Source organism: Neptuniibacter sp. QD37_6, assembly GCF_047778085.1.
Taxonomy (GTDB): Bacteria; Pseudomonadota; Gammaproteobacteria; order Pseudomonadales; family Balneatricaceae; genus Neptuniibacter.
The window spans coordinates 285,070-309,402 of the sequence record NZ_CP180550.1 but is presented as its reverse complement, the minus strand read 5'-3'; the positions used below and the strand labels follow the sequence as shown (position 1 = coordinate 309,402).

Sequence of the window (24,333 nt, the reverse complement as noted above, 5' to 3'; positions counted from 1 at the left end):
CTGCAAACTTAGATGGCAGCCTATAAAGAGAAAAAACAGAGATGGCATTAGAAGTAGAGCTAAAGCTAACTTTAAGCCCGCATCATGTGGAATCATTAAAACTACAACCACTGTTCCGCTCCTCTCAAGTTCGAGAATTGGGTAGTCACCAGTTAGGTAACATCTATTACGACACCCCCGATCAGCAACTGACTCAACATCGTGTAGCCCTTCGCATTCGACGCAAAGGTGAACAGCTGATTCAAACACTGAAAAGCAGTGGTTCTTCTGAAGCAGGTATGCACTCACGCAAAGAGTGGGAGTGGCTGATTAAGCAACCGGAATTAGATTACGCACTGCTTGAAAGTGCAGAATGGCCTAAAGCCCTTCAAGACCCGAATATCCACGCTCAAGTCGCACCAATTTTTAGCACCGACTTTACCCGTACAACGTGGATACTCGATACCCTGGATAGCAAAGGTAATGCGCTAAAAGCCGAGATCGCTTTAGACCAAGGCACTGTGAGTGCTCTTGGCCGAGAAGATCCTCTGTGCGAGCTGGAGCTGGAACTGTTGGAGGGCGAGGCGACCGAGATGGTCAAATTCGCATTAGATCTAGCGAAACATGTCCCCCTCTACATCAGCGATATCAGTAAAGCTGAAAGAGGCTATCGACTGCTCGATCCAGAAGCCTATGACGTTCACCGTAAACTTCCTGAATTCGATAAATCTGCCACGCTAGAACAAAGCTTTAGCACTCTGTTACAAAAAGAACTCGGTCTTTGGCCGCGCTATTTAGAAGCTTGGCAATTCACTAAAGATTGGAAATACATCCCTTTAGCACTCGAGTCACTGCGTAATATTGGCGCCCTCTATGAGACCTACAGCGATATTGTGCCTGCAGAACCTGATGGCAAGATTGATTTCCTTCTCAGCAAACTAATCCGCCAACTTCGTGATATAGATGCATGGCGACGTACAGCGGTTATCTCTGGTCAAAAAAATAGTGACTTGATCAAGCAACAGCAGCAACGCTCGGAAACGCGTTTAAATGTGTTATTACAAACCGCAGAACCGGGCGTTTTAGCACTACTGATATCAGAGCAGTTGATAGAAAAATCTTGGCGCGAGCGCTGGCAGGAAAGCCACCAGCAACTTGCCAAAAGTTGTTTAACAAAAGCATGATAAGCATCACTCATTCAGTTGTTTTAGACTGTTAGAATGATTTTGGGGTCTCCATTTACTACGCATCATATTCGGCCCCAAGTTTCACATTTCAGGAGACATAAGCCTTATGCTCAAACCGCACATGGACATACTGCCAGAAACACTTCAACCGGTACTCACCAAAAACTGGGAACCCCTTGAAGAAACTCTGACTACACTGAGCAACACCCCTGAGAGTTTTAGTCAGGACTTAAGCCGTGTTCTGACCGGCAGTAACTTCGTGGCGGAGCAACTCGAACGTCGTCCAGAAATGTTGAGTTCTCTCCTTGAAAGCGGTGATCTATACAACACCTATTCAGAAGAGCAGTATCACAACACCCTGAAAGAAACCTTTAGCTCTTTAGAAACGGAAGAACAGCTTCACAAAGCGATCCGTTGTTTCCGTCAGCGTGAACAAGTTCGATTAATCTGGCGCGATCTCACCCGTGCCAGCGATATGCGCACCACCACCCGTGAACTGTCTTGGTTGGCTGATGCCTGTGTCGAACAAACCATGAACTGGCTTTATGACCAAGCGTGCGAACGTTGGGGTACACCAACCGGCCGACACAGCCGCAAGCCGCAGCACATGGTTGTACTGGGCATGGGTAAGCTAGGTGCAAACGAGCTAAATTTATCCTCCGATATCGATCTGATCTACGTTTACCCAGAAAACGGTGAAACCGAAGGCAGCAAGAAGTGCCTAGACAATCAGGATTTCTTTATCCGCCTAGGCAAAAAGCTCATTCAGGCATTGGATAACAGCACCATCGACGGCTTTGTATTCCGAGTCGATATGCGTTTACGTCCTTTCGGCTCAGCTGGCCCCTTGGCGATCAGTTTCGATGCAATGGAAGGTTATTACCAAGAGCATGGTCGTGAGTGGGAACGCTACGCCATGATCAAAGCCCGCATAATGGCAGGTGATAAAGAAGCGGGAGATGAGCTAATGCAGATTCTCCGTCCATTCGTTTACCGTAAATATATCGACTTCAGTGCTTTTGATTCTCTTCGTGAGATGAAAGAGATGATCAGCCGCGAAGTACGTCGCAAAGGCCTTAATAACAACGTAAAACTTGGCTCTGGAGGCATCCGCGAAGTTGAGTTTATCGCACAAGTGTTCCAACTATTGCGTGGTGGTCGAGATACACGATTACAACAACGGGAACTGTGTAATATTTTACCGATTCTGCCAGACGTCGTCGGTATGCCTGAACAAGCCTCTCAGGAGCTGATGGCGGCTTATGAATTTTTGCGTAACGCCGAGCATGCAATTCAGGCCGTAGCAGATAAACAAACGCAAGAACTTCCAAACGATGAAGTAGAACAATGCCGCCTAGCATTCAGCATGGGCTTTAACGATTGGAATAGTTTTGCAGCCGAGTTAGAAAGTCACCGCGATAAAGTGCGTATTCACTTTGCCGATCTGATTGCGCCGTGCGAAGAGGACGAACCGGAAGAAGATTCAGCATGTGACGAGACTTGGCTGTCTCTGTGGAATGATGATCTCGAAGATCAACAGGCGATCGACCTGCTTGCAGAACAAGGTTTCGATGATTCTAAAGAAGCCTGGCACAAGATCAAAACCCTGCGTGAATCGCGTACTGTGCAGATGCTACAACTTATTGCGCAAGAACGTTTATTAGCCGTACTGCCTATTTTGCTGCGTGAAATCGCCTCGACCGAAAATGCGACAGAAACCTTAGGCCGAGTCCTAACGCTGATCCAAGCAATCTTAAGACGTTCCGCTTATCTAGTGTTATTGGCTGAAAACCCAACCGCTCTTCAGCAAATGGTTAAGCTCTGCTCAGCATCTAGCTGGTTCTCAGAAAAACTAGCGAAGCAGCCAATTCTATTGGACGAGTTAATCGACCCTAGCAGCTTATATTCGCCACCGGACAAAGCTCAGCTAAACAGCGAACTGCGCCAACAACTGCTACGTATTCCAGAAGAGGATACAGAACAGTTAATGGACACCCTACGTTACTTCAAGAACGCTCACTCTTTGAAAGTAGCGGCGTCTGAGATCACGGGTGCGTTGCCGCTTATGAAAGTAAGTGATTACTTAACCTGGACAGCTGAAGTTATCTTAGAAGCGGTGGTCGATATCGCTTGGAAGTTGATGACTGAAAAACATGGTTCTCCACAGAAATCCGCAGGCGTACCCTGCAACCCAGACTTTATCGTTCTAGGTTACGGTAAGATGGGCGGGATCGAGCTTTCCTATGGATCAGATCTAGACCTAGTCTTTATCCACGATTCTGACGCAAACTTGTTTACCGATGGAGAGAAACAGATCGCTAACTCGGTCTTCTTTACGCGCTTAGGTCAGAAGATCATCCACATCCTCAATACATTTACTACCTCAGGTCAGTTGTACGAAGTGGACATGCGTCTGCGTCCATCTGGCAACTCTGGCCTATTGGTAAGTTCTCTCAAAGCCTTCTCCGACTATCAACATAAAGAAGCTTGGACTTGGGAGCATCAAGCCCTTGTTCGTGCACGAGTTGTTGCCGGTGATGCTGCTCTCAAAGAGAAGTTTAAAGAGGTGAGAGCCGAAATTCTTAAACTGCCTAGAGAAGATGAAAAGTTACTAGAAGAAGTAACTGAGATGCGTGAGAAAATGCGCGACCATCTGGGTAGCAAAGGCAACGATGAAGAGAACCCTGTATTCCACCTTAAACATGACCGTGGTGGCATTGTAGATATTGAATTTATCGTTCAATACTTGGTTTTACGTAATGCAGGTAAATGCCCTTCTCTTTATGAGTTCACCGACAATATCCGTATTTTAGATGCTGCCGAACAGATCGAGTTAATCAGCCAAGATACAGCTGAAACCCTACGAGAAGCTTATAAAGCTTATCGGGCAGCAGGGCATCGTCAAACCTTACAGGATCGCTCCAATACTATCTCTGGTGCTGAGATGACTGAGATGCGAAATGCAGTCGCTAACATCTGGCAAGGGATCATGTCAGGGGAAAGCTAAGCTCTCTCCTGATAACGAAAAAGGGCAGCACCTGCGAAGGTACTGCCCTTTTTTATAAAACTTTAGGGAGGATTTTAAACGTCGGTTAACCAACCGTGTTTATCTTCTGCTTTACCCCATTGGATATCGTTTAGCGCCTTACGTAAACGTAGAGTTGTCTCGCCAATACCACCGTTACCAACGCTGTACTCTTTATCGTTATAAACCATAGTACCCACTGGCGCCAATACCGCAGCTGTACCAGAAAGAGCAGCTTCGCAACCTGGCTTAGCAATACGCTCAAGCATCTCTTCTACCGAGATACTGCGCTCAGATACTTTAAGACCTAAATCACGCGCAATGGTTAGAACGGAATCACGTGTTACACCGTGTAGGAAGCTTTCATCCAAATCACGTGTAATGACTTCATCACCATCGATAAGCAGGAAGTTAGCTGCGCCAGTTTCCTGAATATCACCGTTTGGACAGAACAGAACTTGATCAACATTATGCTCAGCTTTTGCTTTCATCGTTGGCAGCAATGCACTCGCGTAGTTACCACCACTCTTGATCATGCCATTATGAGGCGCACAACGTAGGCCATTATCTTCTACTAACAAACGCAACGCGCGATCACCACCCGCAAAGTAATCACCTACAGGTGAAAGCAGTACGTAGAAACAAGCCGTTTCAGACGGTGCTGCTGCTTTACCAATCGCAGGCTCAGTACCAAACAACGTTGGACGGATATACATAGAACCCGGAGGTGCTGGAACTTCATCAGCAAAGCGCTTCACTGTATCCAGAATCATCTGAGTTACAAACTCCTCATCTAATTCAGGTAGTGCCAATAGACGCGCACTTTGCGCCATACGGGAGACATTACGATCAATACGGAAAACTTTAATCGAACCATCTTCGTGACGGAATGCTTTTAGACCTTCAAAACAAGTCGAAGAGTAATGCAGAACATGTGCACCTGGGTGCAAGTTGATGCTGTCACTAGGGACCATTTCGACCGCACTCCAGCTGGAACCGTCAAACCAAGAGATTGACATTTCAGGCATAAAAACGGAGCCGAATGCAGTTGCCATGAGACCTTCCTTCTAATTATTTTGATGCGTTACTGTTTTGCCCTTCGATACGTTCGAAAAAGGAGCAAACAGAGATGATATGTACAAATTAAGGGCTGATATTCTAATCCTGATAACAGTAAATTGGAATTACCTGAGCCCTTCTACAGCGTATCTTGCGGAATTAAAGTGCCAATAAACCCTATAAGAATTGAAATTGGGCGTTTTTCTCCAATTCTTGTATGATTCTCACCTTATCAAATACCGCTCATATCGGGCTATCTAAGCACTATAACGGGCTATTTTTGATCGCAGTCTAAAAGCAACAGAGCAGAAGGTTCACTCACCTATGTCGTTAACACAGCAAATGGATAACAGCTAATGAAAACGCTTATCATCGGCCCATCTTGGGTAGGCGACATGTTAATGAGCCAATCTCTGTACCAGCATCTAAAACAGAAGAACCCAGATATTGAGATCGACGTGTTAGCGCCGAACTGGTGTCGACCTGTTTTAGCGCGTATGCCCGAGGTCAATAAAGCGATCGAGATGCCGGTAGGACATGGCAGCCTGCAATGGGGGCTGCGTAAACAGATTGGTCAGGAACTCGCTAAAAACGGCTATGACCAAGCACTCGTTCTACCTAATTCTTTAAAATCTGCATTAATCCCTTGGTTTGCCAAAATTCCAAAAAGAACTGGCTGGCGTGGTGAGATGCGTTATGGTTTGCTGACCGATCTTAGACCACTGGATAAAGAAGCCTATCCATTGATGGTTCAGCGCTACCTTGGCCTAGCAGAAGCGCCGGGGACGCCAGCCATACCGATGGAACAGATCCCTTATCCGCAACTAACAGTGGATAACGCTGAATATGAAGCTGCTCTAGCTCAGTTCAAACTGAATTCTGATAAAGCGATCGCGTTTTGCCCAGGTGCCGAGTTTGGCCCGGCTAAACGCTGGCCCGATTATCATTATGCCGCACTAGCGAAGCTGTTAATTGCTGATGGTTACCAGATCTGGCTATTTGGCTCCGAAAAAGACAAACCAGTATGCCAACAGATTCAGGACCAGTTGACTGTTGAAGAGCAGGAACGCTGCCGTAACTTAGCTGGCGTTACCTCCCTACCACAAGCCATCGATCTGATCGCGCATTGCCAAGCAGCGGTGAGTAATGATTCTGGATTGATGCATATTGCTGCAGCGGTCAATGTACCGCTCGTTGCACTATACGGCCCTACCAGCCCTGGATTTACACCGCCACTATCTGATAAAGCGGAGATCATTAGGCTGATCGAAGGCTACCAAAAAATCAGAAAAGGTGATGCCGACCAAGGCTATCATCAGAGTATGATCGATATCACACCTGAGCTTGCTTATAAGGCAACCATCAATGGATTAAACCGATGAAGAAAGTTCTCGTTGTTAAAACTTCATCCTTGGGCGATATCATCCATACTCTGCCAGCACTCACAGATGCGGCTCGCGCAATCCCGGGCGTGCAGTTTGATTGGGTTGTAGAAGAAAATTTTACCGAAGTACCTTCATGGCACCCATCAGTTAATCAAGTTATCCCGGTTGCCATTCGTCGCTGGCGTAAAAATATCTTAGCGACAATTAAAAATGGTGAGTGGTCCGATTACAAACAAGCCTTACAAACAGAAAAATACGATGCCATTATTGATGCTCAAGGCCTACTCAAAAGCGCAGTATTGGTTACACGCTTAGCGAACGGGACTACATTTGGTTTAGATAAAGATTCGGCTAAAGAACCATTAGCTGCTCACTTTTACGACACCTCAGTTTCGGTTCCGAAACAGCAGCACGCAGTTGAACGCGTACGCCAATTGTTTGCTAAGTCGTTGGGATACAAACTTCCAGAAGAGCGAGGTGACTTTAATATTCGCCAACACTTCCTAAAACATACTCATCGTGAAGCGCCCTATCTCGTTTTTCAACACAGTACGACTCGCTTTGATAAACATTGGCCTGAAACTTACTGGCAATCGTTGATCAAGCTAGCAGGAGATGCCGGCTGGAAAATCAAACTACCCTGGGGCTCAGAACCAGAACAACAACGTGCACAACGACTCGCTGAAGCACATAAAAATGCTGAAGTATTACCAAGGCTTCCATTAGCTGAAATCGCCACCATTCTAACGGGTGCAAGCGCTTGTGTATCAGTAGATACTGGCCTGTCCCACCTCGCAGCAGCATTGGATACGCCTAACGTCATTTTATTTGGCCCAACCGATCCAGGTTTGGTAGGAGGCTATGGCAAAGATCAAACCTGCCTTCAAGCCAGTGAATGCCCTAGAAATCAAAACGATGTTGAACCTGCTATTTTTTCCCCTCTTACACCCGAGATCGTTTGGGACACACTAACCAGTAAAACTGCACTACCTAGTTAATAAGTCGATAAAAGGGCATCTGAGCATTTGCCTATCAGATAAATAGTTCTAGGATAAAATGAAAGGTTTTGAGCTAAGAAAAAGCTTTAAGCGCACTAATGTACAGGAGCGAACATTAGCAAGCACTGCAACGACTGCATAGACCTAATTTGTCGAACATTCGCTTTGTTCGACCTTGTTGTATTAAGAAGGTTTACTTTGGCAACAGATCACTCTGAATCCATTCATATCAATAAGCCCATCCGCGGCTTACTGGCACTGGTCGTTTTACCGCTCTTTTTAATCGCGATTGGCGGCATTGGGATCTATTTGAATCTAGCAAGCAAAAGCGAAACTGAAGCACGTAGTCACAGCCAAAACATAACAAAGCTTCTAGCAAACCAAGCCGATGCTTTTATCCGTAATCGAACCCATGCAGTAGCTTTAATGGCCGGAGAGCAACAGATCGCCCAATACCTCCTTCATCCCGACGAAAACTATTCCAGAATCAATAACAAATTAAAGCGCTACTGTCGCACACTACAAGCGTCTATCTGTTACATCATGGATAAGAATGGTGTTACTCAGGCAGACAACCGCGAATCTGACACTACCCTTGTTGGAAAAAACTATGCTTTCCGCCCTTACTTTCAACAGGCTATTCAAGGTATTCCCACTGTCCATTTGGCTCTAGGAGTCACAACCAAAAAACGAGGCCTCTATTTTAGCCACCCTATTGTTTCTGAAAACGAAACACCTATAGGGGTCGCTATTATCAAGTTCCTACCCGATCAGATTGAAGAACGTTTCCATCGCCTCCCGGGCAATGCATCCTTAATTGACCCTAACGGTGTTGTCTTTGCTTCCAACGACAAGGACTGGCTCTACAAAACACTCTTTCCTCTATCCTCAGTACAAGAAAAGAAGGTCGCTGCGTCGCGACAATTTGGAAATTCGATACCTGAACATTTAGGTTTCAGCCGAAAGCTAGATAATTCTGTCATTGAAAAGGACAAACAGCTCTTTATATATGAGAGCGCACCTTTAGAGGAGTTGTCCGGTTGGCACATCTCATTTCTTTTAGAGCCTGAACAATTCCAAACCTCTGAACAGATTACTCAGCATCAGATCGCTTTGTCGTTGATCGGAGCGATGTTCTTTATCACCTTAGTTGCAATTAAACTCCTCTATCGCCAGCTCAGACATAGCTTAGGCTCGACCCAACGCTATCAGCATGAGTTAGAACAAAGTGAGCAGCGCTTACAACGTTTTGAAGAGGTCACCTCCGAAGCTATATTCATCCATAATGCGCAAGGCATAGTCGATCTGAATAGAAGAGCAGAAGAACTATTTGGCTACAGCTACCAAGACTTTATAAAACTAGACCCTCAAACCTTATTCACCCCGGAAAGTTTGCCGACAGCACTTGAACATGCACGGAACACATCTGAGCAACCTTACCAAGCCGTTATTATCACCAAACAACAAGAAGAGATTCCTGTAGTCATCACAGGTCGAAGGGTGCTGTGGCATAGGGAGAAAGCAAGGGTAGCCTCATTCCGCGATATCAGAAAACGAGTTGAAACGCAGAAAAAATTATCTGCCAGTGAAGACCGATTCCGCCAACTCTCCGACCTTGTCGCCGAAGGTTTGCTGATCTATAGCAATCACAAAATCATCGATGTAAATCAGGCTCTGTGCCGAATTTTTGCAACAGATAGGGATACGCTCATCTCCTCCTCCTTGGATAATTTATTCAATAAGGAGATATCCGAAGAGATCTTAGAGCTAGAGCAAACAGATAAGTCCTCTTTTGAAATTACATTGCAACGTGGAAACGGTTCTACCTTCCCTGCAGAGATTTCCTCTGCCAGCATGCAATTTGATGATGGCCTGTTTAATATCGTCGCTATACGTGATATTAGCCGCCAAAAGGAGCAAGAGGAACATATTCTCTATCAGGCGCAATATGACCTACTCACCAACATTCCCAACCGTGTATTAGCACGTGATCGCGCCGAACAAGCAATCAAAAAAATACGTCGAGAAGGTCGAAAACTGGCCTTAATGTTTATCGATTTAGACGATTTTAAAAAGGTAAATGACAGCTTAGGCCATGATATAGGTGATCAGCTACTGCAACAGGCTGTCGAGCGTCTACAAAGCTGCTTAGCTGAAAACCACACATTAGCCCGCCATGGCGGAGATGAATTCATTATTATTCTCGAAGATATCGAGAAGCCAGAACAAGCGGAACTCACAGCTGAACTCATTTTAGAAAAATTCTCGCAGCCCTTCATAATACAAAGTAAGCAACTGATCGTTACCGCCAGTATAGGTATTGCCATATTCCCAGACGATGCCGTCGACTTTAGAGCATTATTACGTGCTGCCGACATAGGCATGTATAAAGCTAAAAAAGATGGCCGTAACCGCTTCCACTATTACACACAAGAGATGAATGATGTCGCGGTTCGACAATTAGAACTCGATAATTGCTTACGTGCGGCCATAGCCAATGACGAACTAAGTTTGGCATTTCAACCACTGATGTGTGGATTGAACAACGACCCTAAAATTGTCGGTGCAGAAGCTCTATTACGTTGGCGCTCGTCTAAACTGGGCGACGTATCCCCAGCCGAATTTGTACCTCTAACCGAACAAACTGGGCTAATCATTCCAATCGGTCGCTGGGTGTTAAAACAAGCCTGCAAACAAGCTCAACGCTGGATTGAACAGGGGCACACGGACTTCACTATCTCTGTTAACGTTTCACCGAGGCAGTTTAAAGGCAATGACTTTATAAAAGACCTGAATCAAGCACTTGAATACAGTGGCCTTAGCCCTGAACACCTGAAGCTTGAAGTAACAGAGGGCCTGATTATTGAGGCATCCTCCAAACTGGATAACACCCTACAATCGATATCCGACATGGGCATTCAGATATCAATGGATGACTTTGGTACCGGTTATTCCTCTCTAAACTATCTACAACGCTTCCCGTTCGATGACCTGAAAATTGATCGTTCATTTATACGAGAACTCGCGACCAATCCTGATTCACAGATATTAGTTTCTGCAACCATTGCAATGGCCCACCAGCTTGGCCTAAGCGTTACGGCAGAGGGAATTGAGACAGAAGAACAGAAAGAGTATTTACATGAACTACGCTGCGATTACCTACAAGGCTATTTGCTTGGTAAACCCGTTACAGCAGATATGTTTAGTGAAGTACTAGAACAAGGAAAACAAACCAATCCAGATAGCGATGATGCTTAAAAATAATTGGAAAGGTGAGAAAGTGGTGCCGGCACCAAGAGTCGAACTCGGGACCTACTGATTACAAGTCAGTTGCTCTACCAACTGAGCTATACCGGCACATCTCAGAAGAGGACGCGAATAATAGGCAGTTATTCGACTCGAATCAAGACTATTTTTAAAATTATTTTCAAAGCAATTAATTATCATACAAAACGCAGGTTAAAACGGTTCTTGCCCGCTTTAATCTTCTAAGTTATTTAACCAATCATGCCCTTGTTCTTCTTTCTGAAAGAACTCAAATTGTATCCCATGCTGAAAACAGATTGCTTTTAGCATCATCAAGTCATCCACTTCAGAATGCGCTAAATCGATATAAGCAATTTTTAAGTGAGTCCAATCATTATTCACAAATTGATCAACCACGTCATAAGCCTCCATGAAAGGAATCGCACCAAAAACATTGGATAGATAAAGTACCTTTTTGTGACCAAAGACTTCTGTCTTTTCGGCAATCACCGCCCATATTTCTAAAGCGTCTCGTGCGGCATCCTCCGGCTTGCGGTTGCCCGATATCACAGCCCGGATATAGTTTTCAGTATTTTCTATCGTGTATTTATAGGGCATACGGTTCAAATTTTAATAGGTTATAAATTTCTTAATTATAGACATGGGTATTCAGTGCTAAGGGCGTAAAGCGTTTTAGCTCTATTCATTTACAATCAACCAAACATAGAATCGTTTCTACAAGAGGGTTTACCATTGAGACTGTTAGCTTACTTAATAATCTTTAGCGCTTCTGGTAGCGCCCTAGCAGATTCAACCAGCTGTGCCGATAAGTTTGAACTCTACGCAAAAGCCCAAACTACGTGGCAACATGACAGTGCCAAACGCGCTGTCCAACTTCTGCCTGAACATGCTGAACGCATAAACCACTATAGAGACACGCAGCTTCTTTCGATTCAACGCCGCACTCTTGCCGTGAAATTAGCACTCAAACATACACCAGACAAAGTACAAACGTGGGGTAGCATCAACAACTGGATAGACCTCTCACCGGAGCTAGAAGCGGAACTATCCCAGCACGACCCAAAACTCACCACATTGTCTAAAAAACATAAAAAGATGACGACGCAACCAGAAATCGAGGTCGATAACAATTTCCATCGAACTTTCCAGAAAACCGCCTTAAGCGACGAAACCTTCCGCCAGTTGATGGACACTTTCAATCTACGCTCGCGCGACATCAATAGTATGAGCTGTGAAAAATAGACCTACTTCACATTTCTAGGTGGGGGCTACTCTAACTCCCACCCACTACTCCCTCCTAAATCTAAATCCAGTCACTACTTTAGAGCCATTTTTTACCTTTGCGGTTGCCCCCGTCCTATCTGAGTGCCACTCTTTCTTACAACATTTTGGGGAGAACAACTATGCGTGCATATCAAGTCGATTCCGCTGAAGGTATTAAAGCAATCAAACAAGTAGAGTTAGATACTCCAGTACCTAAGGGAAAAGAGATCCTAGTTAAGATGAAAGCCTGCTCTTTAAACTATAGGGATACACTGATTACTTTAGGTGGTTATGTACGTAATGATGTACGCCCAATCATCCCCCTCTCAGACGGCGCAGGAGAAGTGGTGAGCGTAGGAGACGAGGTCACTCAATTTAAAGCAGGGGACAGAGTCATCGGTAACTTTTTCCAACACTGGGTGGATGGTGCTATTGATGAAAAAGGCTTAAATTCCGCCCTAGGTGGCGCGATCGATGGTGTGTTAGCGGATTACTTTATTCTGCAAGAAGATTGCACGGTCAAAATTCCTAAACATCTCTCATACAGCGAAGCTGCAACCCTCCCCTGTGCAGCAACAACTGCTTGGCACTCCTTAGTTAACGTCGGCAATATTAAAACGGGTGACACCATTCTTCTATTAGGTACGGGAGGGGTTTCTATTTTTGGCTTACAGCTAGCGAAAGCCAAAGGTGCAAAAGTGATCATAACTTCATCCAGTGATGAGAAACTGGAGCGCGCAAGAGCACTAGGAGCCGACCACACTATCAACTACAAAACTTCGCCAGATTGGGAAGAAGAAGTGCTTAAACTTACTAACGGCCAGGGCGTTGATAACGTTTTAGAAGTTGGGGGGGCAGGCACCTTCGAGAAGTCCGTTGCTTCTACAAAAGTTAACGGTACTGTGTCCGTAATTGGCATTCTAAGCGGCTTAGAAAACCCGACTATCAGCTTAATGACGATTTTTAACCTTTTGAGAATACAAGGTATCTATGTAGGTAGTACCGAAATGCTTACACAGCTCACGGAATTTATGGCTGAGCAAAATATGAACCCTATCATTGATAAAACATTTGCATTCAGCAAGGCCCAAGATGCTTATGAATACATGGCTGCTGCTAAACACTTTGGCAAAGTTGTTATAGAAGCCTAACCGATTAAAACCACACATTAATAAATGAAGCGGTGACATGTACAGCTTCATTTATTAAGCCGCATAAAATTAGAAATAGAGATGTTATTACACTTAATGACGCAGCTTTTTGGGCAGGCAGCACTTCTACTTTTTATCGGGCAATACCAAGTAATACCCAAAGCCAACGATCTACCTGTAACTAAAGAGTTAATTCCCTATATAAGTAAAGCCTTTATAATGAGCAACCATAATTGTGACCAAGATCAGATCACACGTAATAGAAGTCAGCTATTCTTAAGGGACTTAGTAGTAGCACAACCTTAAAAGTTGGTGTTTAGAGTGATTTTTAAGTCCCTATTCAAAAAAAAAGAAGCAAACTCACCTCAAGTTTCAGAGACAATACGTAGAGCTCCGCAAGCAACTGCAGAGGAGATCTCTCAGCTTTTTATAAGCACGCTTCTAGAGCAAAATGTGCAAAATGAACATAATAGTATTGGCAATACAAACGAGTTAGATGACAAGCTCGTCGCTAAAGTAATGGCCGAACTTACTAATTTCAATCCCGATACTATTCCTAAGATCGCCAATGCTTCTCTAGAATTGATGGAAGCTTTAATTGATGAGAACGTGTGTTCCTCTAAAATTGTTGCAACCGTCAAAGAAGATCCTGTATTACTTGGAAAGTTACTCCATCTAGCAAATTCTGCCTTTTATCGCTGTAGTAAAACAGAGATTGAAAGCATTGATGATGCTGTAATCATGATGGGCAATGATGAAATAAGAAAGCTCGTAATCAGCACATTGATGGTCGACAACCTGAAAATCAATTCTGTCTATTTCCGATTTTTTGGCGCTAACATATGGCAGCACTCCCATGATGTGGCAACAATGGCTGCTTTATACGCATCCTCTAAAGGGATGAATGAATTTCAGGCTTACCTCAACGGGTTACTTCATGATGTAGGCAAGTTAGTCATCTTTAAACTCCTCATTGATGTTCTTGAAACAGAAGCACCTGGAACATACCCGTCCAAATCCTTCTTCATTGACATCATGGATCGCTACAGTCACAAATTTACCTTGATGGCATTGAAAGAATGGGCACTAAATCCTGATTGGATCAGACCCATTCTTACATATCAAAGCAAGGTTAAATTGGAGAGTATGGACCTAAACAGTCAAGCTCTTTACATAAGCAATTATTGCTCCGAACTCAATCGTCTACGCCAGTCAAAGCTAATCGACGATGAAGAGCTCTCTAGACAGTTGTATAGCAAAGGGATCGAATTAGAAATTTATAAAGAACTGATAGATAAACTCTGACAAGGACAGCATCTGTATTCATTATCATACGGAACCTATACCTCGCCCCCCTCGTTTCACAAATCATGTTTCAGAATAATCACATCAATATAAAAAACCTAAAACCTTATAGAATGTATTGACATACAAAAGACAAAAAGTATCATGCATGCTGCACTGCAACAAAGAGATTAAAAGGAATTTCATAGTATGGACAAGGAAGACGATACATTCTGCCCGCACTGCAGAACTCTTTTGGCGCATGAAAACGGCCATCCGTTACTCATCAAAATATCGAGACACAATTCTACAACTTCATATTACTGCGAAATCTGCGGCAGTATATGGAATCATGGCATCATAGAGGGGTGGGACTTACTCTCACTGGGAAGTCAGACCGAGCAACCTCTCCGTCGCCAAGTATACTAAGGGGTAAGACACCCATGAGAAATTTCGGACTTATCTTTCTTGTGCTTTCATTATCGCTTAACGCACACGCAACAAAAAATTACAGTACCCTACACCAAAAAATTGAACTCAGATTCCAAAGCAAACTCGAGCCTATCGCTTTAGATGCCGCATGGATTAATGCCACAACATTTAAGATTGGCACTACACAACAATCTAAAAACCACGACAAGTTTGCCACTTATGTCTGTGAATCAATCAATAGCCACGGTCTTTACCATCCCAAATTAACCGTCCGCATTATTAACCTTCCTAGACTAATGGCTTCAGGGCACCAAGAAATCTTAGCTGAAAAAAACTGCAATAAGCTTACTCCCCCAGTCGATCATTGAACAATAGAGGGTGAATCGAGGGCCTTATCAAGAATTGAAAAGTTCCAAAAATGCTCTAATTTTTGCTCTTCCGGTTTTTTAATCGTTCCCGCAAATCCATAAAATTCTATATCAGCATTAAATGCCGAAGTTCGACCACCATCGTTAGAGAAAGCTCCCTCAGCAACCATTTCCTGCACATATTGAAGTATTTTAATGTCTGCCACTTTCGGCAGTAATCCATAGTTATTACGCTGATCCACAATAAATGCAGGCTCACGATTCATTCGATTCCAAACAAATAAAAGTTCTTCTACTAAAATGCCCAGCTCTTTTTGATTTGCACGGATAAAGGTTTCATTAGCAAACAACGCTTCATCTGTAGCATTAATTTTCTCGATTGGGAGAACTTTAAAAGGGGAATTAGGGCGAGCAATTAACTTGTTTTTGCGTTCTGTATCGACAACAGTCGCATGAACTCTTCCATTTACCATGGCATTTGCGCGCACACCAGAGCCGGGAAGGTAGACCATTTTTCCGTATGTAATACCGTGCTTTTTGGCCATAATATTAACCAAGGCTTCAGTGCCTGAACCTTTACCATGGGAGTACATATCAACTCCATCCAACTCATCCCAACTCGAGTAGAAACGCGTATCTACAACAGGATGGAAGCGCAGCATATTTAACTGGTAAAACATACGAATTGGTGCGCTGGTTTGCTGCACTTTCTGGTAAGGCGTACCCATGCCTATATCAGCTTGTTTATTCAAGATAGTCCTCATAGCCATACCTTCTGACAACATATAGCTCACCTTGATATTCAAGCCTCTCTCCTTAGCCCTCTCAATAGCAATGAGAGTAGGCAGCATATCTACACCTGGCAAATCATCCAAAGCCACTCGAATCAGATCCGTATTAGCATTGACGTTTGATACACTGACCGCACATAAAAGAAGTAAGCCTTTTAAGAATCTCAGCATGTCATTCCCCATCATTCCGTAAATTATTGATAAGCATATTACATTAGAAGTAGATACATAAACGTCTAAAAACGGTATTCTTTGCCCCAATACATCACTTGATCATGTGGTGCTATAAAGGGGTATGGTCATGAGCACTTCGCTCAAACGCAAGTTTTTACTCCCCATCCTAGCGGGAGCTGCGCTATTAATTCTGAGTGCTGCAATTATTACGCAACTGGGCTTACTACCCGAACTCCGCTCACAGTTGCACAAACGTGCTGAGCTTATGTTGACGACTATCCGCGCAGCCTCTGAGATCAACCCAGGTTATCAAGACTTACGCCTTGCATTAGAAGAGATCACTCTGCACACCTCTGGTGTTTATGGCATTACACTTGCCACTTTGAACCCAACGATTATTTGGGCTTCAAGCACACATCCAGATGCAGATTTAGATCAACACACTGCAGATATGCTTGAGTTACTTGATAGCAGTGCAGAACAGCATATTTTCGGTGATTTTATTCACCGTAATGGAGATGTAATCGTTATTGCGCCATTAAAACGCTTAACGGACGCCCCTCCTCAGCCAAAATCTTTTGAACAATTAAAATTACCTAAAGGCGTTGATACCTCTTCGGTATTTTCTCTCAACCCAGATAGCTACGAAGGCATCCTCTATTTACGCTTTAATTGGGCGGAAGCCGAGGCGTTAGCCAACAATGCATTGCTTAATCATATGTTGGCAATTTCCGCGGCTATTCTTTTAATGCTGGTATTAGCAACAACCACTCTTTACAAAGTAATTCTTAGCCCTCTAAATTTGATAAGTAAGACCATTCACGCTCAAAAATCAGGCACCCTTGATTCACGTACACAAAAGCTACCTGATGATGAAATAGGTCTTCTAGGCAGTTCAATCAACGAAATGCTGGATGATATTCACAATAGAGATCGTCTTTTAAAGAGCGTGGTAAACCATCTGCCCGTAGGATTAAGCCTAAAAGGGGTTGATGGGAAAAAGATAATCCAGAATGAAGCCTATAGAACCTCTTACTTATCACCCTATTTAGATGGAAAAATCCGAGAAGATTTGCTTAATAAACGGGTCGATCTGCAACATAGGGGTTATCTCTGAAGCAATCCCTGTTTCTCATGAAGAGCAAATCAATTTAAACAATCGTGAGCGTCATTTTGAAACTACAATCTTCCCAATTTTTAATACTCACGATGAAATGGAATGGTTGGGTACCCTTTGCTTTGAAATAACAGAGAAGAAAGAAAAAGAACAACAACTTACCCAGTTATACAAAGCAGTAGAATCCGTTAATAGTGGCATCGTTATTAGCAAATATGATGCGCCTAATTATCCCATCATTTACGTAAACCCTGCCGTCACGGAATTGACCGGATACTCTGCAGCAGAACTCATTGGCGAGAGCCCCAGCATCTTTAGTCAATCTGCAGAGAATAACAGTGCCCTAGAAGAAATTAGGAAAGCTATTGCTAACCAAGAAACCTGCTCAGTAGTCTTACACAATAAACGTAAGGATGGCAGTTACTTCTGGAACGAATTTACTCTATCGATCATTACTACGACCGATGGTGAAGCAACCCACCTTGTCGGTGGTTCAAAATGATGTCTCTGAGCGTATAGAAGCAGCGAATAAAATAGAGCATATGGCATTCTTTGATCCGCTCACAGATCTTCCTAACCGTACACTATTCAACGACCGCTTAAGTCAAATAATTGCCGAAGCTCAGAGAGACAAAAGCCATGCAGCGGTCATGTATATCGATCTGGACGGTTTCAAAGCGGCCAACGATAGCTTTGGACATAATACTGGCGACCAGCTCTTAAAAGATGCCAGCAGCCGCATGAAGCTCTGTATTCGAGAGCAAGATTCTATCGCTCGTATGGGCGGTGATGAGTTCACGATCCTCATACCGGGCCTAAACCCTGAACAAGTCATCGTTAACCTACCTAAAGTCGTTGATAGAATTCTCAAACAACTTAATACCCCTTTTGATATTTTTAACAATCAGGTCCATATCTCAGGCAGCATAGGGATCAGCATCTACCCTAAAGACGGTCATACGGCCGAAGAGCTCCTCATCAACGCTGATCATGCGATGTACCATGCGAAAGAAAACGGTAAAAACTCATTCCGTTTCTTCCAACTAGAGATGAATCAGGCGATTGAGCAACAACAAAAAATTGAATCGTCACTACGAGAGGCCGTTCGTGATAAAGCCTTTAACCTACACTATCAACCACAAGTAGACTGTCACAGTAATAATATATCGATAGAAGCGCTTATTCGTTGTAACCACCCAGCGATCAAACATCTATCCCCTGCTATTTTTATACCTGTTGCAGAACAAACTGGTTTGATTGATGAAATTGGCACTTGGGTAATTGAACAAGCCTGCGCTGATATGGCTGAATTCCAAAGAGATGGCTCAAAGATCAAAAAAATTGCGATCAACATTTCACCTCAACAGTTTAGAAGACAGAACATTGCACAAATTATTCACAAGAACATAAAGCAATGTAATCTCTCTATAGGTGACCTTGAAGTAGAGATTACCGAAAATGTGATCATTGATGATTATCAAGCAGCGCTTTCCATATTGAATGAACTGCGATTATTAGGGGTCACAATCGCCATAGATGATTTTGGAACGGGATACTCATCACTGACTTATCTAAAACAGCTCCCTATCGATACACTCAAAATTGATAAGCAATTTATTGAAGGCCTTCCTCATGATAAAGAAGGCAGCCATATCGTTAAGGCTATTTCAGGTCTAGCGCATGGCATGAACATGCAACTTCTCGCTGAAGGCGTTGAAACCGAAGCTCAATTGACCTTTGTAAAAGACGAACTAAATTGCGATCAGATTCAGGGGTATTATTTCTCTAAACCTCTAAGTAAGCAGAGTTTGATGGCATCTGAATTTTATTGAAGAAGTCTCTAACTAAATACCATCTTACATACTTTTCAAAACTAGCAATGACGAATTGTAGTCATCAGAAAAAAGCGTTCCTTAGCGTATATTCATCCTTTAATTTCAAGTACGTTTGAACCACACTTTAAGTAAGCCCTCTTTCACGAGACGGTAAACCATGTCAGATAACCACAATAAAATCACAGTTTTTTATGACGGCTCATGCCCCCGTTGTGTTCAAGATCGTAAAAACTACGAAAGCCAATACCCTAATGCTGCAGAAGCGGTTGAATGGTTTGATATAACCGATCAAGAGCAAGCACTGATAGCTCTAGGTATTGACCCACAGAAAGCCTTAACCGAGCTGCATATTCGAGACACTGATGGGAAAATCCATTCAGAGTTGGATGCCTATCGAAAACTGATGCGAAGGGTACCCAACTACAGATTGTTAGGCTGGCTCATAAGCCTCCCACTGATCAGGCCTTTAAGCAGCAAGTTATATCATTGGTTGGTGATACGTCGTTTAAGGAAAGCTGGGCGCTTATAAAGATTCAACAACCTAATCCCGTCTCCCCCTCCTTTTAGTATCAAATTGCTGCCCTATACTGTTTAACATGATCCTTAAACTTACTCGGTTCGAAGTTAGATAACTCGCTCTTGTTGAAAGAAGCGAAAATTATGAATGATGCCCAACCTAATCCAGAGAGTTTGGACGCCCAATCCATTCTCAAGACTACGTTAGATTTAGCGCAACAGCAGGGAAACTGGTACGACCTCAGTTTGGTCGATATCGCGGAGCATTGTGACACTTCAATCAGCGAAATTTATAAACACTTCGCTGATACCAATGCGATTGCCGATTTCTGGTTTTCACAGGCTCTAGAAACCATGCTATCAGCAGATAGAGATGAGATTATTGGATTACCTTTTACTACACGTTTGGACCAGATTATTTGGCGCTGGTTTGAAGCACTGGCTCCCTATCACGCGGTAACCACTCAGATACTTAAAGCAAAGTTACATCCACCGCATATGCACCACTGGGTGCCCATGATTTTTGATCTCTCACGCTTAGTCCAGCTATGGCTTGATATGGCGGAGCTAAATTCAGACGGACGACGTCGTCAAATTCAGGAAATTACACTTACAGGGATTTTTTTGGTGACGTTAAGCGCTTGGTGTCGAGATCAGAGCCCGCAACAAGCTCAAGCACATAGCAAACTATTAAGGATGCTGGAAAAAGCGGAGAGATCCGGACAATTCTAATAATTAAACGAGATAAGGTTTGATCAAGGAGGCAATATCTACCTGCGCGCGCAAACGTGCACAAAGTAGGTAAGTACCCGCAAATTTCCTATGTAAAAACAGCACATCTGTCGGCGGCAGATGCATATAGCGCTGACGAACACGTAGAGAGATTGCCTGATTTGCCACCCGCTTAGATAGATCTGAACAGCCAAAATCAAACCATCCCTCTTGTCGTAGAGGTTCAGCAACCATACGAATCATCTCGCATAGCCCTTGCCGATAAGACGGTTCCTCATCTGCCCGGAGATAACCCAACGCCAACGCATAAGTTTCGATAGCAGTAAGGTCATCATCCCGAGCAGCCTTCATCAATTGCCTTAGCAGTTCGGTAAACTCAGTTGGATAACGCCTCGTCGCACCAAAATCCAACAACCCTATACACCCCTTATCGGCTTGGTATCGATAATTCGCGAAATTGGCATCGGTCTGAACCAATTGCCATTCGAAGACTTCTTTTAACATCAGAGACAACATGCGGGTAGCGATCCGATTACGTAACTGACTCGATTCACCAGCCAGTGACTCTATAGGCACACCCGGCACAAACGACATTGAGAGTACTTCAGCACTGCTGCGTGAACTATCCACTGTAGGCAATTCAAAGTTGGGATCACTTCCGAGACAGCGGCTATATTCAGCAATGCTAGCGGCTTCGGCTGTATAATCAGCTTCTTGATGCAGTTGCCGTTTCGCCTCACCTAAAAGCGGGGAAAGGTCATACCCTTTTGGCACCAACCGTAACAGCTTGAACAAAGTAGAAACATTATTTACATCACTCTCGATGCTGTCACGTACCCCAGGATACTGAATTTTTATCGCTAAATGTTGGCCTTGCTTAGTTTTAGCCTCGTGAACTTGCCCTATAGAAGCCGCCGCAAGTGGCGTAAAAGAGAAGCGTTCGAACTCATCTTCCCAACCGTTTCCCCAAGCGTTCTCCAACACATCAGCCACTTGCCCTTGTGGCATGGTATAAGCGCTCTCACGTAGGGTAGCTAAAACATCGGTAAGTTCAGGTGGAAGATAATCCCCCGCCTCCATGGACAATAACTGGCCAACCTTCATGGCGGCGCCGCGCATTTCCGATAACTTATCTGTCAGCTGTCTCGCATTTTCAGGTGTTAGCAACAGATCGATTGCTTTCACCGTCTTACCTGCTAGCAGCTGGCTTGCACCTTCTGAGATCATCTCACCTGCGATTCCACCAGCAAGACGGCCCAACTTGAGTAAACGGCTTGCTCGACTTGACGGTATCGGTCTATCTCGGGCCAAAGCGACTTTCCTCTAGGTTATTGCCAGTACGGTTGGCTTACAGACTCTGAATTCATTATAGGAAAGAGTTTAAACGCGGCTTATAGGAAAGAGTTGGAAGATAGGATGACTAGAATCTGGATAAGGTTCTACCGCTATGCTATGAAGCATCGAAATAAGTAAATGAGCAATCTGCTCTCTCACTAACCTTTCATTTAAACTAATCTTAATGATCTGATCTCTAAGCACACGACGTACGAATTTTAATTATTCATCAGCAGCCAATAGCGTATTCAATGAGGCCATTTCGATGAGAGCGTTTAACTTACCTAAACAACCTATTCTTGGTGTAGTTTTTACAGCTATAACAGGGCTATCTTTATCACTGTCCGCCTCAGCAACAACCCAACTAAATACAAAGGTCATAGCCCAAGGCATCAGCCACCCTTGGGGAATGACATGGATAAGCGATTATGAACTTTTGATCACAGAAAAAGAGGTTGGTGGTTGGATTGTCGATACAAACACGGGGCAAAAACAAAAAGTGACCGGCTGGCCTCAGGATATTGACCCTGATGGTCAGGGCGGGCTGTTAGACGTACTCAGTGATCCTCTATTTGCAAGCAATCGAAAGCTCTATGTCAGTTTCAGCCACCAAGACAGATCGAAAGGATCGACCACTCGTGTAGCCTCCGCCGAACTCAGCCCGAACCTCGAATTAGTCAATTGGACAGTGTTATTCACCGCCCTCCCCTACAGCGGTAAAGTCCACCACTATGGTTCACGCCTTGCGCTAGCAGATGACAATCTGTTTATCAGCGTGGGAGATAGAGGGCAGCGCCACCGCTCTCAGGATCTGTCTGATCACGCAGGGAAAATCCATCGCATCAACAAAGATGGCAGCATCCCAAAGGACAACCCATTCATAGGCATGACCAACAAATCAGGCGAGCCTATCCCAGAAAGCATTTACAGCTATGGCCATAGAAACCCACAGGGAATGTTCATCGATTCTCAAAGCAATATCTGGATCCATGAACACGGCCCTAGGGGCGGTGACGAACTCAACTTAGTCCTTAAAGGGAAAAACTATGGCTGGCCCATCATTACTTACGGCAAGGAGTACTGGGGACCATCAATTGGTGAAGGAACACATAAAAAAGGGATGCTACAACCGGAATATTATTACGTTTCCTCAATCGCCCCCTCAGGCTTAATCCGTTATGAAGCAGACCTATTCAAAGAGTGGCAAGGGGACTTTCTACTTGGTGCATTAAAAGGTAGCCACCTGAATCGACTGACCGAGGCTAAAAACACCTCTTCAGAAAGGGACAAAAAATTCGAAGAGCACCGTTATCTAGAAGATTTAGACGTTCGCATAAGAGATCTAGAGGTGGATAAACAAGGGGCTATTTATATTCTGACTGATGAAGGGAATGGCAAATTGATTCAAGTAACACCTTGAGAGGTTCAAACCACCGGCCAATCGGTATAGAGCAAGTTCATAAGGCACTGTGGCTCACCCACATTTAGAAACATGCATAATAACGGTCAACAATGAACGAATGGATATGAATCGCCCTCAGTTTTATTGCTCATGATTAATAGTCACGAGCTACCTGAAATTTTAAGGGTAACTTTCATTGATGCAGGCAATAGTGGATTAAAAATTAAATAATCCGTAAACCTAGCAACCTTTCTAATAACAGAAAATTTAACCCTAAGCGGAAGATAATCAGGCAAAACATGCCGCAATGGCACTAAAGCAGCCTGATCGATAACCGGCTCAGCAAAACCTTCACTGCAGACTCTAATCTCCTTAAAATTGTTATTAAAAATCTCAGCTATATCATCATGAGAGAATGTATGCACGTCGATTTGGTCATGCTCCCAATGAAAAAATCGTTCTCTTGAAAAAGAATTTCTAAGCCTATTTATCAATACCAGCGGAAACTTAACCATATTCGTTACAGCTGCCCCAAAGTAACTAGGTTCACCTATGATAATAAACGGCGCTTCAGGTTTAAGAACACGGCGAACTTCAAGCATAAAAGCTACCGGATCTGGCAAATGGTGTAAAAATGCACACCCAACAACTAAATCTAGGCTATTCGTCTCAAAGAGAAGCTTCTGCATATCAGAGACGATAGTCTCTACTTCAACACCGTGTTTCAATGCTGTACTTTCCAGCACTTGTAGACTCTTACTGCTAATATCTACTGCCGTTACTTTTTCAAAACGCCCGTCCAAAGCTAGTTTTATAGATATGTTCCCAGTGCCAGCCCCTAAATCAACAACCCTCCCTTTGGCAGGCAAAGGTCTTCCCAAGACTGACTCTAGCTCTAAAACTGTATCTTTAACCTCTAATGTTGAATGGTTTACCCCCATGCGTTCATCATAATTATCAGCTTCTACCTCGTCATGAAATCGTCGATTCAAATCTAGTATTTTGAGCTTATCGACATTAGTTTTCATTTTAA

At 43.8% G+C, this 24,333-nt stretch carries 21 protein-coding genes and 1 tRNA gene; 15 read left to right on the top strand and 7 right to left on the bottom strand.

All coding sequences use genetic code 11. The features are described 5' to 3' along the window. Positions 1–41: 41 nt before the first annotated feature. Positions 42–1,163 (top strand): inorganic triphosphatase, encoded by a 1,122-nt coding sequence (locus ACMXYO_RS01310; protein WP_415886641.1) that lies wholly within the window; start codon positions 42–44, stop codon positions 1,161–1,163. A gap of 109 nt (positions 1,164–1,272) precedes the next feature. Continuing rightward, entirely contained in the window at positions 1,273–4,173 is a 2,901-nt protein-coding gene (gene glnE / locus ACMXYO_RS01305; protein WP_415886640.1) for a bifunctional [glutamate--ammonia ligase]-adenylyl-L-tyrosine phosphorylase/[glutamate--ammonia-ligase] adenylyltransferase, read from the top strand. Positions 4,174–4,247: 74 nt separating this feature from the next. Here the strand turns inward: glnE and ACMXYO_RS01300 are convergent, their stop codons facing one another. Further along, positions 4,248–5,246, bottom strand: coding sequence for a branched-chain amino acid aminotransferase (locus ACMXYO_RS01300; RefSeq protein ID WP_415883173.1), 999 nt, complete (start codon positions 5,244–5,246; stop codon positions 4,248–4,250). A gap of 360 nt (positions 5,247–5,606) precedes the next feature. Here ACMXYO_RS01300 and waaF point away from each other — a divergent pair, with 360 nt between their 5' ends. The 3 genes from waaF to ACMXYO_RS01285 all read left to right on the top strand — a co-directional run bounded on the left by waaF (position 5,607) and on the right by ACMXYO_RS01285 (position 10,891). Continuing rightward, entirely contained in the window at positions 5,607–6,632 is a 1,026-nt protein-coding gene (gene waaF, locus ACMXYO_RS01295) for a lipopolysaccharide heptosyltransferase II (RefSeq protein WP_415886638.1), read from the top strand. Next, a complete protein-coding gene (gene rfaC, locus ACMXYO_RS01290) occupies positions 6,629–7,633 on the top strand; it encodes a lipopolysaccharide heptosyltransferase RfaC (RefSeq protein WP_415886637.1) in 1,005 nt (334 codons plus the stop codon). Before waaF ends, rfaC begins: the two co-directional genes overlap by 4 nt. A gap of 198 nt (positions 7,634–7,831) precedes the next feature. Then, positions 7,832–10,891 carry an EAL domain-containing protein gene (locus tag ACMXYO_RS01285; protein ID WP_415886636.1) on the top strand — a complete coding sequence of 1,020 codons (3,060 nt, stop codon included), beginning with the start codon at positions 7,832–7,834 and terminating at the stop codon, positions 10,889–10,891. A 23-nt stretch (positions 10,892–10,914) separates the two neighbouring features. Here the strand turns inward: ACMXYO_RS01285 and ACMXYO_RS01280 are convergent. Then, positions 10,915–10,990 (bottom strand) — tRNA-Thr (locus tag ACMXYO_RS01280). 123 nt (positions 10,991–11,113) lie between these two features. After that, positions 11,114–11,497 carry a hypothetical protein gene (locus ACMXYO_RS01275; RefSeq protein ID WP_415886635.1) on the bottom strand — a complete coding sequence of 128 codons (384 nt, stop codon included), beginning with the start codon at positions 11,495–11,497 and terminating at the stop codon, positions 11,114–11,116. A gap of 135 nt (positions 11,498–11,632) precedes the next feature. Between ACMXYO_RS01275 and ACMXYO_RS01270 the strand changes: the two genes are divergently transcribed. The 4 genes from ACMXYO_RS01270 to ACMXYO_RS01255 all read left to right on the top strand — a co-directional run bounded on the left by ACMXYO_RS01270 (position 11,633) and on the right by ACMXYO_RS01255 (position 15,398). After that, positions 11,633–12,142 (top strand): hypothetical protein, encoded by a 510-nt coding sequence (locus ACMXYO_RS01270; protein WP_415886634.1) that lies wholly within the window; start codon positions 11,633–11,635, stop codon positions 12,140–12,142. Between the two features lie 161 nt (positions 12,143–12,303). Next, the gene (locus tag ACMXYO_RS01265; RefSeq protein ID WP_415886633.1) at positions 12,304–13,314 is read left to right on the top strand and encodes a zinc-dependent alcohol dehydrogenase family protein; all 1,011 of its coding nucleotides are present in this window, start codon (positions 12,304–12,306) and stop codon (positions 13,312–13,314) included. Positions 13,315–13,635: 321 nt separating this feature from the next. Continuing rightward, positions 13,636–14,619: an HDOD domain-containing protein gene (locus ACMXYO_RS01260; protein WP_415886632.1), complete on the top strand. Its 984-nt coding sequence runs from the start codon at positions 13,636–13,638 to the stop codon at positions 14,617–14,619. 422 nt (positions 14,620–15,041) lie between these two features. After that, complete coding sequence (locus tag ACMXYO_RS01255; protein ID WP_415886631.1) at positions 15,042–15,398, top strand: hypothetical protein; 357 nt, start codon at positions 15,042–15,044, stop codon at positions 15,396–15,398. Here ACMXYO_RS01255 and ACMXYO_RS01250 read toward each other — a convergent pair. Further along, positions 15,392–16,360 carry a hypothetical protein gene (locus ACMXYO_RS01250; protein ID WP_415886630.1) on the bottom strand — a complete coding sequence of 323 codons (969 nt, stop codon included), beginning with the start codon at positions 16,358–16,360 and terminating at the stop codon, positions 15,392–15,394. The genes ACMXYO_RS01255 and ACMXYO_RS01250 overlap by 7 nt on opposite strands. Positions 16,361–16,490: 130 nt before the next feature. On the opposite strand from ACMXYO_RS01250, the gene ACMXYO_RS01245 reads away from it, so the two are divergent. From ACMXYO_RS01245 to ACMXYO_RS01225, 5 genes are all read left to right on the top strand, one after another. After that, positions 16,491–17,480: a HAMP domain-containing protein gene (locus tag ACMXYO_RS01245; RefSeq protein WP_415886629.1), complete on the top strand. Its 990-nt coding sequence runs from the start codon at positions 16,491–16,493 to the stop codon at positions 17,478–17,480. Continuing rightward, on the top strand, positions 17,416–17,982 hold the full coding sequence (locus ACMXYO_RS01240; RefSeq protein WP_415886628.1) for a PAS domain-containing protein: 567 nt from the start codon (positions 17,416–17,418) through the stop codon (positions 17,980–17,982). The genes ACMXYO_RS01245 and ACMXYO_RS01240 overlap by 65 nt, the downstream gene beginning before the upstream one ends. Next, complete coding sequence (locus ACMXYO_RS01235; RefSeq protein ID WP_415888122.1) at positions 17,969–19,312, top strand: putative bifunctional diguanylate cyclase/phosphodiesterase; 1,344 nt, start codon at positions 17,969–17,971, stop codon at positions 19,310–19,312. Before ACMXYO_RS01240 ends, ACMXYO_RS01235 begins: the two co-directional genes overlap by 14 nt. 160 nt (positions 19,313–19,472) lie before the next feature. Continuing rightward, the gene (locus tag ACMXYO_RS01230) at positions 19,473–19,844 is read left to right on the top strand and encodes a thiol-disulfide oxidoreductase DCC family protein (protein WP_415886626.1); all 372 of its coding nucleotides are present in this window, start codon (positions 19,473–19,475) and stop codon (positions 19,842–19,844) included. Between the two features lie 131 nt (positions 19,845–19,975). Further along, positions 19,976–20,563, top strand: a complete 588-nt coding sequence (locus ACMXYO_RS01225) for a TetR/AcrR family transcriptional regulator (RefSeq protein WP_415886625.1) — start codon at positions 19,976–19,978, stop codon at positions 20,561–20,563. A 3-nt stretch (positions 20,564–20,566) separates the two neighbouring features. On the opposite strand, the gene ACMXYO_RS01220 is transcribed toward ACMXYO_RS01225, so the two are convergent. Together ACMXYO_RS01220 and ACMXYO_RS01215 are read right to left on the bottom strand one after the other, a co-directional pair. After that, the gene (locus ACMXYO_RS01220; RefSeq protein WP_415886624.1) at positions 20,567–21,874 is read right to left on the bottom strand and encodes an ABC1 kinase family protein; all 1,308 of its coding nucleotides are present in this window, start codon (positions 21,872–21,874) and stop codon (positions 20,567–20,569) included. A 246-nt stretch (positions 21,875–22,120) separates the two neighbouring features. Next, the gene (locus ACMXYO_RS01215; RefSeq protein ID WP_415886622.1) at positions 22,121–22,291 is read right to left on the bottom strand and encodes a hypothetical protein; all 171 of its coding nucleotides are present in this window, start codon (positions 22,289–22,291) and stop codon (positions 22,121–22,123) included. Between the two features lie 16 nt (positions 22,292–22,307). Here ACMXYO_RS01215 and ACMXYO_RS01210 point away from each other — a divergent pair, with 16 nt between their 5' ends. Further along, positions 22,308–23,318: a PQQ-dependent sugar dehydrogenase gene (locus tag ACMXYO_RS01210; RefSeq protein WP_415886621.1), complete on the top strand. Its 1,011-nt coding sequence runs from the start codon at positions 22,308–22,310 to the stop codon at positions 23,316–23,318. A 143-nt stretch (positions 23,319–23,461) separates the two neighbouring features. Here the strand turns inward: ACMXYO_RS01210 and ACMXYO_RS01205 are convergent, their stop codons facing one another. After that, entirely contained in the window at positions 23,462–24,328 is an 867-nt protein-coding gene (locus ACMXYO_RS01205; RefSeq protein WP_415886620.1) for a class I SAM-dependent methyltransferase, read from the bottom strand. Between the last annotated feature and the right edge of the window lie 5 nt (positions 24,329–24,333).